Source organism: Marinobacter oulmenensis, from assembly GCF_014201735.1.
Classification (GTDB): Bacteria; Pseudomonadota; Gammaproteobacteria; order Pseudomonadales; family Oleiphilaceae; genus Marinobacter; species Marinobacter oulmenensis.
In genome coordinates this window covers 391,994-407,449 of record NZ_JACHFE010000001.1, presented here as the reverse complement: position 1 = coordinate 407,449, position 15,456 = coordinate 391,994, and the positions used below count along the sequence as shown (strand labels likewise).

Here is a 15,456-nt window from a genome sequence, read left to right as displayed (position 1 = left end):
GGAGGGCGAACTATACAGCAGTCCTCCGGCTTGCACAACCAGCCCAAGCGCCGGTTAAGGCTCGGATTTTTCCACCACCCGGGCAAGCTGGTCCGCCACCCCGGCAATCCGTTCACGGTCCTGGCCTTCAGCCATAACACGAATCAGTGGCTCAGTACCCGATGCCCGCAACAGAATACGCCCGGCCGCACCCAGTTCCTCCTCCGCCTGGCGGACCGCCCGCACAATGTCATCCCGATCCCACGGGTCAAAACGTTCCGCAACCCGGACGTTGACCATGGTCTGGGGCAGCTTGCTCATGCCCTGACGAAGTTCCGCCATGGACTGGCCCGAACGGCGTACGGCGAGCAGTACCTGCAGGGCCGAGACAATGCCGTCACCAGTGGTGGTGCAGTCACGGATCACCAGGTGCCCGGAACCTTCTCCCCCCAGCGACCAGCCGTTGGCAACCAGCTTTTCCATCACATAGCGGTCACCGACCTTGGCACGCTCAAAACTGATACCCAGGTTGCGCAGCGCCAGCTCAACCCCCAGGTTGGTCATCAGGGTTCCGACCACCCCGCCCTTGAGCCGGCCCTCAGCCGCCCGCTGGGAAGCAAGAATAAACAGCAACTCATCGCCATCAATCTCGGAACCATCCCGGTCCACCATCAGCACCCGGTCGCCATCGCCGTCAAAAGCAATGCCCAGATCCGCCTCCCGATCCGCTACCGTCTGTTTCAGGGAGTCGAGATGTGTGGAGCCGACATTAAGATTGATGTTCAGACCGTCGGGCTCTGCCCCGATCACCGTCACCCGGGCACCAAGCTCGCGAAACACCTTGGGAGCCACATGGTAGGTGGCGCCATGGGCGCAATCGAGCACCAGATGCATACCCTCAAGGGTGAATTCGTTGGGCACGGTGCTCTTGCAGAACTCGACATACCGGCCCGGAGCGTCATCGATTCGGGAAGCCTTCCCCAGTTCCTCGGCGGCGCAGACCTCAATAGGCCGATCCAGCCAACGCTCAATCTCTTCCTCAAGCGCGTCATCCAGCTTGGTGCCGGCGGCGGAGAAAAACTTGATGCCATTGTCATGATGGGGGTTGTGGGAAGCGCTGATCACGATGCCGGCGGATGCCCGGAAGGTACGGGCAAGATAGGCAATGGCCGGTGTCGGCATGGGGCCGAGCAGCTTCACATCCACCCCCGCAGCCGAGAGCCCTGCTTCCAGGGCGGACTCGAACATGTAGCCCGATAGCCGGGTGTCCTTGCCGATGATCACACTGTTACGCTGGCCGGCGCGCTTGAACGCCTGGCCGGCCGCCCAGCCCAGGTGGAGCATGAAATCCGGCGTCACCGGCTGGTCTCCGACCTTGCCGCGAATACCATCCGTTCCGAAATACTTTCTCTGGGACATTACATGACCTCCTTCATCGCGGTGACCAGCCGGACCGCATCCACCGTCTCCCGCACATCGTGCACCCTCAGGATGCAGGCATCCTTCATTGCCGCTATTGTCGCGGCCGCGATGCTTGCCGGCAAGCGTTCATCCACGCCCCGCCCGGTAATCGCGCCCAGCATGGACTTCCGGGAGAGCCCCACGAGCAGCGGATGACCAAGCAGATGCAACTGCTCCAGCGACGCCAGCAGTTTCAGGTTGTGCTCAACCGACTTACCGAATCCAAACCCCGGATCCAGGATGATGTTATCCGCCAGCACTCCGGCCTGCTCTGCCACCCGCATACGCTCGGTCAGGAATGAGCTGACCTCGCGGCGAACATTGCGGTAACGGGGATCATCCTGCATGTGATCGGGCTCGCCCTGGATGTGCATCAGGCACACCGGCACTCCGGCACGGGCGGCGCTCTCCGGTGCCCCCTCCCGCTGCAGCGCCCGGACATCATTGATAAGACCCGCTCCGAGGCGGGCCGTCTCTTCCATGACCACCGGATTGCTGGTGTCCACCGAAATCACCGTTTCCAGCTCCCGGGCCACCGCCTCAACCACCGGGCAGACCCGGTCCAGCTCTTCCTGGGTCGACACCGGGGCTGCTCCGGGCCGGGTGGATTCACCGCCAATATCAACGAATGACGCTCCGTCCTCCACCATTTGCCTGGCCCTGGCCAGTGCCAGCTCAGGCCGGTCGTAATGGCCACCATCCGAGAACGAATCCGGAGTGACATTGAGAATACCCATCACATGACACCGGGAAAGATCGAGCTCCCGGCCGGCGAACGTCATTTTCATTGCAGCGATTCCAGAGATGCTTTTTCGGGGGAGGGAAAAACAAACGCCGCCCGATGGCGGACGGCGTTAATCAGGGCTGTGCCGGCGTGGTGGCTCAGTGCTCACCCGCCGGACGACCGACACCAGGCTGCTGGCCGTCATCGGAACCTTTCGGCTCCGGGCCAACCTCGGTCTCGCCTGCAGCGGCGCCACCGGTCGGGCCATTGCCCCCCCAGTTTTTGGGCGGACGCGGCTCACGGCCAGACATGATATCGTCAATCTGCTGACTGTCGATGGTTTCGTACTTCATCAGGGCATCGGCCATCAGGTCCAGCTTATCCCTGTTATCAACCAGCAACTGCTTGGCTTTCTCATAGCAGGTGTCGATGATGTTACGCACTTCCTCATCGATGCGCTGGGCGGTTTCCGGCGAGTACACGGTATGGCTCTGCCCGGCACTGCGCCCCAGGAACGGCTCCTCGCTCTCGGTATCGTACTGCAGCGGACCCAGCTTCTCGGACAGCCCCCACTTGGTGACCATGTTACGGGCCAGTTGGGTAGCCCGCTCAATGTCATTGGAGGCACCGGTGGTCACCCCCTCGAAGCCCAGTGTCAGCTCCTCGGCGATACGGCCGCCAAACAGGCTGCAGATCGAGCTGATCAGGTAACGCTTGGAGTGGCTGTACTTGTCCTCCTCCGGAAGGAACATGGTGACACCCAGCGCCCGGCCCCGGGGAATGATACTGACCTTGTAGACCGGATCGTGTTCCGGCATCAACCGGCCAACAATGGCGTGGCCGGATTCGTGATAGGCCGTATTCTGCTTTTCCTTCTCGTTCATCACCATGGACTTGCGCTCGGCGCCCATCATGATCTTGTCCTTGGCGAGCTCGAGCTCCTCCATGGACACCAGTCGCTGGTTACGACGGGCGGCAAACAGGGCTGCCTCATTCACCAGGTTCGCCAGGTCCGCGCCGGAAAAACCGGGCGTACCACGGGCGATGGTGGACGGCTCCACGCCATCCGCGAGGGGCACCTTCTTCAGGTGCACCTTGAGAATCTGTTCGCGGCCGATGATATCAGGCAGGTTAACCACCACCTGACGGTCGAAACGGCCAGGACGCAGCAGCGCCGGGTCCAGAACGTCCGGACGGTTGGTCGCGGCAATGACGATGACGCCTTCGTTGCCTTCGAAACCATCCATTTCAACCAGCAACTGGTTAAGGGTCTGCTCACGCTCGTCGTGACCGCCGCCCATGCCGGCACCCCGATGACGACCGACGGCGTCGATCTCATCGATAAAGATGATGCACGGGCTCTGCTTCTTGGCCTGTTCGAACATGTCACGGACACGGGATGCACCCACACCCACGAACATCTCGACGAAGTCGGAACCGGAGATCGAGAAGAACGGCACCTTGGCTTCGCCCGCGATGGCCTTGGCCAGCAGCGTCTTACCGGTACCCGGAGGGCCAACCATCAGCACGCCTTTCGGAATCTGACCACCCAGACGCTGGAACTTGCTCGGATCCCGCAGGAAGTCCACCAGTTCCTTCACGTCCTCCTTGGCTTCATCGCAACCGGCGACGTCCCCGAAGGTGGTCTTGATCTGATCTTCGCTCATCAGGCGGGCCTTGGACTTACCGAAGGACATAGGACCCTTGCCGCCGCCACCGCCCTGCATCTGTCGCATGAAGAACACGAACAGCGCGATGATGATCAGAATCGGGAAGGCCGCCACCAGCAACTGAGTCCACAGACTCTGGCGCTCCGGCTCCTTACCGATGACTTCAACGTTGTTGGCCAGCAGATCATCCATGAGCCTGGCGTCGGAAACCTGCGGACGGACTGTCTGGAACTGGGAGCCGTCATTGCGGACACCCTGGACTTCCAGGCCGTCGATGGTTACCTGTCGAACACGGCCCTGCTGGACCATTTCAACGAATTGCGTGTAATTGACCTGTTGCCCTGTGGTGGTCGGAGAAAAGTTCTGAAACACCATCAGAAGAACAGCGGCTATAACTAGCCAGAGAACCAGATTTTTTGCCATATCGCTCAAGGATCATCACCTGTGAATTGCAGAGCCCAGCCTATCAGGCCATCGCCCTTTTTCGACACCTTACACCAATTGTACGCCCGCGAACCAGAAACGGCCCAACCGCAATGGCAGCGGGAAGCTGCACCCGTCAGCCCTTGAAGCCCTTGCAAACCTGATAGATTTCCCGGGACCGTGCCCGCGAGGAATCCGGCTTGCGGCTGACCACCGTGTCAAAGCTGCCGCGCATGTCTGCCAGCAAGGCATCAAAGCCTTCGCCCTGAAACACCTTGGCGACAAAAACGCCGCCCGGCCGCAGGACCCGCTGGGCCATATCCAGGGCCAGCTCAACCAGCCCCATGGCCTTGGGAATATCCACGGCCGCCATACCACTCATATTGGGCGCCATATCGGAAATTACAACGTCTGCGCGACGATCGCCCAGCAGGGCCAGCAGTTCGTCCAGCACCTCATCCTCGGTGAAATCCCCCTGAACGAAGTCCACGCCGGCGACGGGGTCCATGGGCAGGATATCGCTGGCGATAACCACGCCCTTGTCCCCGACCTTCTCGGCAGCCACCTGGGACCAGCCGCCCGGCGCGGCGCCGAGATCCACCACCAGTTGCCCGGGGCGGAACAGTCTGTCTTTGTGGTCCAATTCAATCAGCTTGTAGCTGGCGCGGGAACGGTAGCCGTCTTCCTGGGACTTTTTGACCCAGGCATCGTCGAAATGTTCCTGCAACCAGCGACCACTGGACTTAGAACGAGCCAAACCTGCCTCCTGACGGTTCCGGGGCCCGAACAGGGTACGTAGAGACGCCCATTCGTGGCCCGGAGCAATCTGTTACAATTGCCCGATTATACGATGTTGTCAGCCTTTACGCCGCTGACCTTTTGTTAATTGCACTGATAAAGAGATTACATAATGAGCCTTTCACCGGAACAGCGCCGGGAATACCGGGCCATCGCCCACAACCTGAAGCCGGTCATCATTGTTGGTGACAAAGGTCTGTCAGAAGGCCTCCAGGAAGAACTGGAGCGCGCCCTGAACGATCACGAGCTGATCAAGATCAAAGTCGCCAGCCCCGACCGGGAAGTCCGCCGCGAGGCCATCGACGCCCTGTGCGAGGCGTCCGGCGCTGAGCTGGTACAGACCATCGGCAAAATTGCCGTCATCCTGCGCCGCGCCCGGCAGCCCAACCCCAAGCTGTCCAACCTGTTGCGTCAGCGCTGAATCGCCCTGCGGGCGCGGTTACCGCGCACCGCCAACAAAAAAGCCGGCCCGGGAAACCCTGGCCGGCTTTTTTGTATCGGCTATCGCCTCAGATGTACTGAACTTCAGCGATCTCATACTCCACGGTACCCGAGGGGATGCGCACAGCAACAACGTCCCCTTCGTTCTTGCCGACCAGGGCACGGGCGATCGGAGAGGCGATCGACAGCTTGCCTTGCTTGATATCGGCTTCGTCCTCACCCACGATCTGGTAACTCACCTCTTCGTCGGTTTCCATGTTCACCAGGTGCACGGTGGTGCCGAAAATCACCCGACCGGTGTTTTCCATGGTGGTCACATCGATCACCTGGGCGGAGGCCAGCTTGCCTTCAATCTCCTGGATGCGACCTTCAATGAAGCTCTGCTGCTCGCGAGCCGCATGGTATTCCGCATTTTCCTTGAGATCGCCGTGTTCACGGGCTTCGGCGATGGACGCAATCACCCGGGGACGATCCTCGGACTTGAGCTTCTGCAGCTCCTCGCGCAGGCGGGCTTCGCCCGCCGTGGTCATGGGTACTCTGTCAGCCATGGCATTACTTTCCTGCGTGTAGTTCCTGGAGGCGGCGAACGGTGCGTTCCGGACCAAAGCGGATGGCCCGGCAGAAAGCTTCGCCCCCTGCCAGCGTGGTGGTATAGGTTACCTTGGTCTGCAGGGCGGACTGGCGGATCTGCGCCGAGTCCGAAATCGCCTTGCGACCCTCGGTGGTATTGATGATCAATTGCACTTTGCCATTCTTGATGGCATCGACAATGTGCGGACGCCCCTCGCGGACCTTGTTGACCCGCTCGGCTTCGATACCGGCGTCAGCCAGCGCCTTGGCGGTACCGGTGGTGGCAATGATCCGGAAGCCCACATCGATCAGGTCCTGAGCGACACGGGCGGCCGCCGGCTTGTCCACATCGCGCACCGACATGAACGCAACACCCTGATCCGGAAGCCGCTCACCGGAAGCCAGCGCGGCCTTGGCAAAGGCCTCGTCAAAGCTGTCGCCGATGCCCATCACCTCACCCGTGGATTTCATTTCCGGGCCGAGGATCGGATCCACCGCCGGGAACTTGTTAAACGGGAACACAGACTCTTTCACCGAGTAGTGCTCCGGCACAATTTCCTGGGTAAAGTTGAGCTCTTTCAGCGTCTTGCCGGACATCACCCGGGCGGCAACCGCCGCCAGGGAAACACCCACCGCCTTGGACACGAACGGCACGGTCCGGGATGCCCGTGGGTTCACCTCGATCACGTAGATCTCGCCGTCCTGCCAGGCCAGCTGCACGTTCATCAGGCCGATGACGTCCAGCTCGATGGCCATCTTCTTGACCGCCTCCCGCATCTCGTCCTGAACGCTCTTCGGCAGGGTGTACGGCGGCAGGGAACAGGCGGAATCACCGGAGTGCACGCCGGCCTGCTCAATGTGCTGCATGATACCGCCGATCACCACATCGGTGCCGTCAGAGATAGCGTCGATGTCCACCTCGATGGCGGCATTGAGGAAGTGATCCAGCAGTACCGGGCTGTCGTTGGAGACCAGCACGGCATTGCGCATGTACCGGACCAGCTCGGTTTCGTCATAGACGATTTCCATGGCGCGGCCACCCAGCACGTAGGACGGGCGAACCACCAGCGGATAACCGATTTCACGAGCGGCCAGGATGCCCTCTTCGTGACTGCGCACGGTGGCGTTTTCCGGCTGCTTCAGACCCAGGCGGTTGATCATCTGCTGGAACCGCTCACGGTCCTCGGCGCGGTCAATGGCATCCGGCGTGGTGCCGATGATCGGCACGCCGGCCGCTTCCAGGCCACGGGCCAGTTTCAGCGGCGTCTGGCCACCGTACTGGACGATCACACCCTTGGGCTGTTCCAGATGGATGATCTCCAGCACGTCTTCCAGGGTGATCGGTTCGAAATACAACCGGTCGGAAGTGTCGTAATCCGTGGACACGGTCTCCGGGTTGCAGTTGATCATGATGGTCTCGTAGCCATCCTCCCGCATCGCCAGGGACGCATGCACACAGCAGTAGTCAAACTCGATGCCCTGGCCAATCCGGTTCGGACCGCCGCCGATAACGACAATCTTGTCGCGGTCACTAACGTCTGCCTCGCACTCTTCCTCATAGGTGGAGTACATGTAGGCGGTATCAGAGGCGAATTCAGCGGCACAGGTGTCCACACGCTTGTAGACCGGGCGGATACCCAGGTCGTGGCGCAGCTTGCGCAGGCTGACTTCGGAAATACCCAGCAGCTTGGCCAGGCGGGCATCCGAGAAGCCCTTGCGCTTGAGGCGGAACAGGGTCTTCTGGTCGATGTCGGCCTTGCCTGCGCTCTTGAGCATCTGCTCTTCGAGGATCAGATCTTCGAGCTGGACCAGGTACCAGGGATCGATCTTGGTGTAACGGAAGATGTCCTCAACGCTCATGCCGGAGCGGAAGGCATCGCCCAGGTACCAGATACGGTCCGCGCCGGGAATGCTCATTTCCCGGTTGAGGGTTTCCCGGGCATCTTCGGTGTCCAGGTCTTCAAGCTTTTCATCCAGCCCTTCGGAACCCACTTCCAGGCCACGCAGCGCTTTCTGCAGGGATTCCTGGAAGGTCCGGCCAATGGCCATGACCTCGCCCACGGATTTCATCTGGGTGGTCAGGCGCGCATCCGCCTGCGGGAACTTCTCGAAGGTGAACCGGGGAATCTTGGTGACCACGTAATCGATGCTGGGCTCGAACGAGGCCGGAGTGACACCACCGGTGATTTCGTTGTTCAGCTCGTCCAGGGTGTAACCCACGGCCAGCTTGGCCGCCACCTTGGCAATCGGGAAGCCGGTGGCTTTGGACGCCAGGGCCGAGGACCGGGACACCCGTGGGTTCATCTCGATGACCACCATACGGCCGGTGTCCGGGTTGATGCCGAACTGGACGTTGGAGCCGCCGGTTTCCACGCCGATCTCACGCAGGACCGCCAGCGAGGCGTTCCGCATGATCTGGTATTCCTTGTCGGTCAGGGTCTGGGCCGGCGCCACGGTGATGGAGTCACCGGTGTGCACACCCATGGGGTCGAAGTTTTCAATCGAGCAGACGATGATGCAGTTGTCGTTCTTGTCGCGGACAACCTCCATCTCATACTCTTTCCAGCCGATCAGGGACTCGTCGATCAGCAGCTCGTTGGTGGGCGACAGGTCCAACCCGCGCTGACAGATCTCTTCAAACTCGTCCCGGTTGTAGGCGATCCCGCCACCAGAGCCGCCCATGGTGAAGGACGGGCGAATGATGCAGGGGAAACCGATGTCTTCGGCCACTGTCCAGGCTTCGTCCATGGAATGGGCAATAGAGGCGCGCGGGCACTCCATGCCGATTTTCCTCATGGCCTTGTCGAAACGATCCCGGTCCTCGGCCTTGTCGATGGTGTCGGCGTTGGCGCCGATCATCTCAACACCGTGTTTTTTCAGAATGCCGAACTTTTCCAGATCCAGCGCGCAGTTCAGCGCGGTCTGCCCGCCCATGGTCGGCAGCAGCGCATCCGGCTGCTCCTTCTCAATGATCTTTTCGACGGTTTTCCAGGTAATCGGCTCGATGTAGGTGGCATCGGCCATGACCGGGTCGGTCATAATGGTGGCCGGGTTGGAGTTCACCAGAATCACCCGGTAACCCTCTTCGCGCAGGGCTTTACACGCCTGCGCCCCGGAGTAGTCGAATTCGCACGCCTGCCCGATCACGATGGGGCCGGCGCCCAGGATCAGGATGCTTTTGATGTCGGTACGTTTTGGCATGTCTTGGTAAACCTGTCAGCAACTTTTGAATTCTTGCAGCGCAAAACGCGGCGCCAGTGAGTTATCCGTGAACGAACCGCCTCAGGCGGATCGCTGTTCCATCAACTGGATAAACTCATCAAACAGCGGTGCCACGTCGTGGGGACCGGGGCTCGCTTCCGGGTGTCCCTGGAAGCTGTAAGCCGGCTTATCGGTCCTGCGGATACCCTGCAGGGTGCCGTCAAACAGCGACTTGTGCGTCGCTTGCAGATTATCCGGCAGGCTCGCCTCGTCCACCGCAAACCCGTGGTTCTGGCTGGTAATCATCACCGTGCCTTTGGCGATGTCCTGCACCGGATGGTTGGCGCCGTGGTGGCCATGGCCCATCTTGACGGACTTGGCGCCACTGGCCAGGGCCAGCAACTGGTGCCCCAGGCAGATGCCGAACACCGGGGTGTCGGTTTCCAGCACTTCTTTGATGGCGTTGATGGCGTAATCGCAGGGCTCGGGATCCCCCGGGCCGTTGGACAGGAAAATGCCATCCGGATTCATTGCCAGCACTTCCGAAGCCGGGGTTTTGGCCGGCACCACGGTGATGTCGCAGCCGCGCTCGGCCAGCATCCGCAGGATGTTGTACTTGACGCCGTAATCCCAGGCGACCACCCGGAACCTGGATTCGGTACGCTCACCGTAGCCACCGCCGTTCAGGGTCCACTCTGACTGGCTCCACTGGTAGCTTTCGGTGCAGGTGACCTCTTTGGCCAGGTCCATGCCCTTGAGGCCGGGGAAGGCCTTGGCCAGTTCCAGCGCTTTCTCGGCACTGGCATCCTCACCAGCCACGATGGCGCCGTTCTGGGAGCCCTTGTCGCGCAGGATACGGGTCAGGCGGCGGGTGTCGATGTCCGCGATGCCAACCACGTTGTTGCTGCGCAGGTAGTCATCAAGAGTCTGCTCGTTACGCCAGTTACTGGCCAGCAACGGCAGGTCGCGGATGATCAGGCCAGCGGCCTGGACACGATCGGATTCCACATCTTCCTTGTTGACACCGGTGTTGCCAATGTGGGGATACGTCAGGGTGACAATCTGGCGGGAGTAGGACGGGTCGGTCAGGATTTCCTGATAACCGGTCATAGCGGTGTTGAACACGACTTCGCCGCTGGTTTCTCCGTCTGCGCCGATGGCGGTGCCGTAGAAGAGGCTTCCGTCTGCGAGTGCAAGGATTGCTGGTGTGCTCAAGGCTTGTATCCTCATCGAGTGGCGGTAAGTTCGTCACGAACAGGAACGCAAGCGCATACTCAGGTTGCAAAAAAGCGAGACTGAGCTTTGAACTCGGTCCCGCTTTTCATAAACTTCTAGATGGTACGCTTGGTGCAGTCAAATCGCCTTATTGTAAGAAATCCGACGATTTTTGTCCACGGGGATTTGCCCCGTACTTCTTGGCACCAGTCCGGCCGAAGTTTCGGGTCTCCCTTCCGAAAACCGCTACGAGCTTACCTTAACCTTTGAGCCCCAAAACATCCTGCATATCGTACAACCGGGCCGGCTTGTCCTGCAGCCAGAGAGCGGCGCGCATGGCGCCTTTGGCGAAGGTCATGCGGCTACTGGCCTTGTGGGTCACCTCGATGCGCTCACCTTCGGTGGCAAACAGCACGGTGTGATCCCCCACCACGTCGCCGGCCCGAATGGTTTCAAAGCCGATCTCGTTGCGGGTCCGCTCGCCGGTAAAGCCTTCGCGGCCGTAGACCGCGCACTCTTTCAGATCACGCCCCAGGGCATTGGCCACCACTTCGCCCATGCGCAGCGCGGTACCGGAGGGTGCGTCTTTCTTGTGGCGATGGTGGGCCTCGACGATTTCCACGTCGTAGTCGTCACCCAGGGTGGCCGCTGCAGTACGCAGCAGATTGAGGACAACATTCACGCCCACGCTCATGTTGGGCGCAAAGACGATGGGGGCAGACTCGGCTGCCAGCGCAAGACGGGCCTTTTCAGCGTCGGTCATGCCGGTGGTTCCCACCACCAGCATCTTGCCGTTGTCCTTGCAGAACTCAGCATTTTCCAGCGTCAGGTCCGGGAAGGTGAAATCCACCAGCACATCGAAATCATCCTTCACGTCCTCAAGGCTGCCCGCCATGCTGACGCCGGTTTTACCGATGCCGGTCATATCGCCGGCGTCGGCGCCGATGAGGCTGCTGCCAGGCGCAACTACAGCGGCACCCAGCTCAAGGCCCTCGGTGCCATCCACGGCCTCAATCAGAACCTTGCCCATGCGCCCGGCGGCGCCGATGACTGCTACCCTCATCACATCCGTCCTCAGAATTTCATCTCATCGAAGAAACTTTTCACGCCCTCAAACCAGGAGGTCTTCTTCGGTGCGTGATTGGTGCCATTGCCGCCATCCAGCGTCTTCTGGAACTCTTCCATCAACTCTTTCTGACGCTTGGTCAGGTTGACCGGCGTTTCCAGGATCACGCGGCACAGCAGATCGCCTGCCGGGCCACCCCGAACCGGGCTGACACCCTTATTGCGCAGACGGAACAGCTTGCCGGTCTGGGTTTCCGGCGGAATCTTGAGTTTGACCCGGCCATCAAGGGTCGGCACTTCCAGCTCGCCCCCCAGGGTGGCGTCCACGATGCTGATGGGCACCTCGCAATACAGGTTGCGACCATCCCGGGTAAAGATGGAGTGCTCCCGTACCGCAATCTGAACATACAGGTCGCCGGGAGGACCACCGTCAACACCCATCTCACCTTCACCGGAAAGACGGATGCGATCGCCGGTATCCACACCGGGCGGCACTTTCACCGACAGGGTCTTCTCTTCGCGCACCCGGCCCTGGCCATGACATACCTTGCAGGGGTTCTTGATGATCTGACCGGAACCACCACAGGTCGGACACGCCTGCTGAACGGCGAAGAAGCCCTGCTGCATGCGAACCTGGCCGATCCCCTTACAGGTACCACAGGTTTCGACACCCGAGCCTTTCTCGGCGCCGCTACCATGACAGGAATCACACTCTTTGTGGCCGGGAATGGTGATCTCGACGGTTTTGCCTTTGACGGCCTCTTCAAGGTCCACCTGCAGGGTATAACGCAGGTCGGCGCCCCGAGTGGTGCGACCGCGGCCACCACCGCCTCCGAAGATATCCCCGAACACGTCACCGAAGATATCGGAGAAGCTGGCACCACCACCGCCGAAGCCACCGCCTCCGGCCTGACCGTCAACGCCGGCATGACCGAACTGGTCATAGGCCGCCCGTTTGTTTTCGTCCGTCAGAACCTCGTAGGCTTCGCTGGCTTCCTTGAATTTGGTCTCGGATTCTTCGTCATCCGGGTTGCGGTCCGGGTGGTATTTCATGGCGAGCTTACGGTACGCCCGCTTTATTTCCTTCTCGTCCGCGCCCCGGGAGACCCCGAGCACTTCGTAATAGTCGCGCTTGGCCATGCTTCAGAACCTTGTTTTACAACGAGGAAAAACGCGGGACCAGCCCGCGTTTTTCCAGTTGCCTGATGTACCTCGGATTACTTCTTGTCGTCGTCTTTGACTTCTTCGAACTCGGCGTCAACGGCGTCATCAGCGCTCTGCTGTGACTGGGCACCTTCCTGCCCTTCAGCCGCCTGTTCACCCTGCTCCGCGTACATCTTCTGGGCCAGCTCGGAAGACACCTCTGTCAGCTTCTGGGTCTTGGCCTCGATGTCTTCCTTGTCAGAGCCTTCCAGAGCTTCCTCGAGCTCTTTGATGGAAGCTTCGATGGACTCTTTCTCGCTGTCGCTGACCTTGTCGCCGGCTTCGCTCAGGGTCTTGCGCACGGCGTGAACCATGGCATCACCCTGGTTGCGGGCCTGGACCAGTTCCTCGAACTTGCGGTCCTCTTCGGCGTTGGCTTCCGCGTCCTGAACCATCTTCTCGATTTCATCGTCGTTCAGACCGGAAGAGGCCTTGATCACGATGGACTGCTCTTTGCCAGTCGCCTTGTCTTTCGCAGACACGTTCAGGATACCGTTGGCGTCGATGTCAAAGGTGACTTCGATCTGCGGTACGCCACGCTGTGCCGGCGGAATGTCGGCCAGGTCGAAGCGGCCCAGAGACTTGTTCTGGTTCGCCTGCTTGCGCTCACCCTGGACCACGTGAATGGTCACGGCTGTCTGGTTGTCTTCCGCGGTAGAGAAGGTCTGCGACTTCTTGGTCGGGATCGTGGTGTTCTTCTCGATCAGCGGAGTCGCAACACCACCCATGGTTTCGATGCCCAGGGTCAGCGGAGTCACGTCCAGCAGCAGTACGTCTTTCACGTCACCGGCCAGTACGGCGCCCTGGATGGCAGCACCCATGGCAACGGCTTCATCCGGGTTCACGTCTTTGCGCGGCTCTTTGTCGAAGAACGCTTTTACCTTCTCCTGAACCAGCGGCATACGGGTCTGACCGCCCACCAGAATGACTTCGTCGATTTCACCGGATTTCATGCCGGCATCCTGCAGGGCAACCTTACACGGCTCGAGACTGCGGGTAACCAGATCTTCAACCAGCGATTCCAGCTTGGCCCGGGTCAGCTTCACGTTCATGTGCTTCGGACCGCTCTGATCCGCCGTGATGTACGGCAGGTTCACATCGGTCTGCTGGCTGCTGGACAGCTCGATCTTCGCTTTCTCGGCGGCTTCTTTCAGGCGCTGCATGGCCAGGGAATCGCCACGCAGGTCGATGCCGCTGTCCTTCTTGAACTGGTCTGCGAGGTACTCGATGATTTTCAGGTCGAAGTCCTCACCGCCCAGGAAGGTGTCGCCATTAGTCGCCAGCACTTCGAACTGGTGCTCACCGTCTACATCGGCGATCTCGATGATGGACAGGTCGAAGGTACCACCGCCCAGGTCGTATACGGCCACGGTACGGTCACCGCTCTTCTTGTCCAGGCCATAGGCCAGAGCAGCAGCGGTCGGCTCGTTGATAATGCGCTTGACTTCCAGACCGGCGATCTTGCCGGCGTCCTTGGTGGCCTGACGCTGGGAATCGTTGAAGTAGGCCGGCACGGTGATAACCGCTTCGGTTACCTTCTCGCCCAGGTAGTCTTCTGCCGTTTTCTTCATTTTCTTCAGAACTTCGGCAGAAACCTGCGGCGGAGCCATCTTCTGGCCTTTCACCTCAACCCATGCGTCGCCGTTGTCCGCCTTGGCGATGGTGTAAGGCACCATCTTGATGTCCTTCTGGACCACGTCGTCTTCAAAGCGGCGACCAATCAGACGCTTGATGGCGTACAGGGTGTTCGCCGGGTTGGTAACGGCCTGGCGCTTGGCAGACTGACCAACCAGAGTCTCACCATCATCGGTGTAGGCAATGATGGACGGGGTTGTGCGATCACCCTCTGCGTTTTCAATAACCTTGACCTTGTCACCATCCATGATGGCAACACAGGAGTTTGTGGTTCCCAGGTCGATACCAATAATTTTGCTCATCGAATCACTCCAACTCTTCTTAATACGGTTCCGGTGGCTTTAATTCCGGTTTTGACTGTTAACTCGGTATATTGGCGCTTGAACTGACTTTTCAAGCCTGCTCGTCGATTTTTGGCGACTCTTCCGCCTTCGAGACAATCACCATGGCCGGACGAACCACTCGGCCGTTCAGCAGGTAGCCTTTCTGCACCACGTTCACCACGGTGTTGGGCTCAGCATCCGGCGCCGGCACCATGGACATCGCTTCGTGCTGCTGGGGATCAAACGGCTCACCTACCGGATTCACCTGCTCGACATTGAACTTGCCCAGGCTGTTCATAAACAGGTTGAGCGTCATTTCGACACCCTCACGGATGGACGCCACCAGCTCGCCGGACTCCTCCTGCCCTTCGGTGCTTTCGACCGCCTTTTCCAGGCTGTCAGCAACCGGCAGCAGCTCCTTGACGAACTTTTCCAGCGCGAACTTGTGGGCTTTCTCCACATCAATCTCCGCGCGGCGACGCACGTTCTGCATCTCTGCCTGGGCACGCAGCGCCTGCTCCTGGTACTCCTGAAGCTTGGCCTGCAGCGCCTCGACTTCGGAGCCTTCGCCTGCAGAAACCTCTTCCTCGGCAGCAGCCTGCGCTTCCGCTTCCGGCTCTACCGCCTCGTTCTGCTCTTCCTCTACCTGCTCGTTGCGCTTTTCGTCAGCACTCATGACAACTCCTGATACCTGTTTCTCACGGCCCATTCGGGCGCTCGGCTAAATGAACCCGCCTGTCTGCGGCAG

At 60.2% G+C, this 15,456-nt stretch carries 12 protein-coding genes; 1 reads left to right on the top strand and 11 read right to left on the bottom strand.

Features of this window, described 5'->3' with window-relative positions:
* Positions 1-54: 54 nt before the first annotated feature.
* The 4 genes from glmM to rlmE all read right to left on the bottom strand — a co-directional run bounded on the left by glmM (position 55) and on the right by rlmE (position 5,014).
* A complete protein-coding gene (gene glmM, locus HNR38_RS01875) occupies positions 55-1,398 on the bottom strand; it encodes a phosphoglucosamine mutase (RefSeq protein WP_183699192.1) in 1,344 nt (447 codons plus the stop codon).
* Positions 1,398-2,228, bottom strand: a complete 831-nt coding sequence (folP, locus tag HNR38_RS01870) for a dihydropteroate synthase (protein WP_183699190.1) — start codon at positions 2,226-2,228, stop codon at positions 1,398-1,400. Before folP ends, glmM begins: the two co-directional genes overlap by 1 nt.
* Before the next feature lie 94 nt (positions 2,229-2,322).
* Positions 2,323-4,266: an ATP-dependent zinc metalloprotease FtsH gene (gene ftsH / locus HNR38_RS01865; RefSeq protein WP_183699188.1), complete on the bottom strand. Its 1,944-nt coding sequence runs from the start codon at positions 4,264-4,266 to the stop codon at positions 2,323-2,325.
* A 127-nt stretch (positions 4,267-4,393) separates the two neighbouring features.
* A complete protein-coding gene (gene rlmE / locus HNR38_RS01860; RefSeq protein ID WP_183699186.1) occupies positions 4,394-5,014 on the bottom strand; it encodes a 23S rRNA (uridine(2552)-2'-O)-methyltransferase RlmE in 621 nt (206 codons plus the stop codon).
* Positions 5,015-5,167: 153 nt separating this feature from the next.
* Between rlmE and yhbY the strand changes: the two genes are divergently transcribed.
* Positions 5,168-5,476, top strand: coding sequence for a ribosome assembly RNA-binding protein YhbY (yhbY, locus tag HNR38_RS01855; RefSeq protein WP_183699184.1), 309 nt, complete (start codon positions 5,168-5,170; stop codon positions 5,474-5,476).
* Positions 5,477-5,564: 88 nt separating this feature from the next.
* On the opposite strand, the gene greA is transcribed toward yhbY, so the two are convergent.
* The 7 genes from greA to grpE form a co-directional block, all read right to left on the bottom strand.
* Complete coding sequence (gene greA / locus HNR38_RS01850; RefSeq protein ID WP_183699182.1) at positions 5,565-6,044, bottom strand: transcription elongation factor GreA; 480 nt, start codon at positions 6,042-6,044, stop codon at positions 5,565-5,567.
* A gap of 4 nt (positions 6,045-6,048) precedes the next feature.
* Positions 6,049-9,267 carry a carbamoyl-phosphate synthase large subunit gene (gene carB / locus HNR38_RS01845; RefSeq protein ID WP_183699179.1) on the bottom strand — a complete coding sequence of 1,073 codons (3,219 nt, stop codon included), beginning with the start codon at positions 9,265-9,267 and terminating at the stop codon, positions 6,049-6,051.
* Positions 9,268-9,348: 81 nt separating this feature from the next.
* Entirely contained in the window at positions 9,349-10,482 is a 1,134-nt protein-coding gene (gene carA / locus HNR38_RS01840) for a glutamine-hydrolyzing carbamoyl-phosphate synthase small subunit (RefSeq protein WP_183699177.1), read from the bottom strand.
* A 259-nt stretch (positions 10,483-10,741) separates the two neighbouring features.
* Positions 10,742-11,545: a 4-hydroxy-tetrahydrodipicolinate reductase gene (gene dapB, locus HNR38_RS01835; RefSeq protein WP_183699175.1), complete on the bottom strand. Its 804-nt coding sequence runs from the start codon at positions 11,543-11,545 to the stop codon at positions 10,742-10,744.
* An 11-nt stretch (positions 11,546-11,556) separates the two neighbouring features.
* Positions 11,557-12,687: a molecular chaperone DnaJ gene (gene dnaJ / locus HNR38_RS01830; RefSeq protein WP_183699173.1), complete on the bottom strand. Its 1,131-nt coding sequence runs from the start codon at positions 12,685-12,687 to the stop codon at positions 11,557-11,559.
* A gap of 77 nt (positions 12,688-12,764) precedes the next feature.
* Positions 12,765-14,687 carry a molecular chaperone DnaK gene (gene dnaK, locus HNR38_RS01825; protein WP_183699171.1) on the bottom strand — a complete coding sequence of 641 codons (1,923 nt, stop codon included), beginning with the start codon at positions 14,685-14,687 and terminating at the stop codon, positions 12,765-12,767.
* 91 nt (positions 14,688-14,778) lie between these two features.
* The gene (gene grpE / locus HNR38_RS01820; protein ID WP_183699169.1) at positions 14,779-15,384 is read right to left on the bottom strand and encodes a nucleotide exchange factor GrpE; all 606 of its coding nucleotides are present in this window, start codon (positions 15,382-15,384) and stop codon (positions 14,779-14,781) included.
* Positions 15,385-15,456 lie beyond the last annotated feature (72 nt).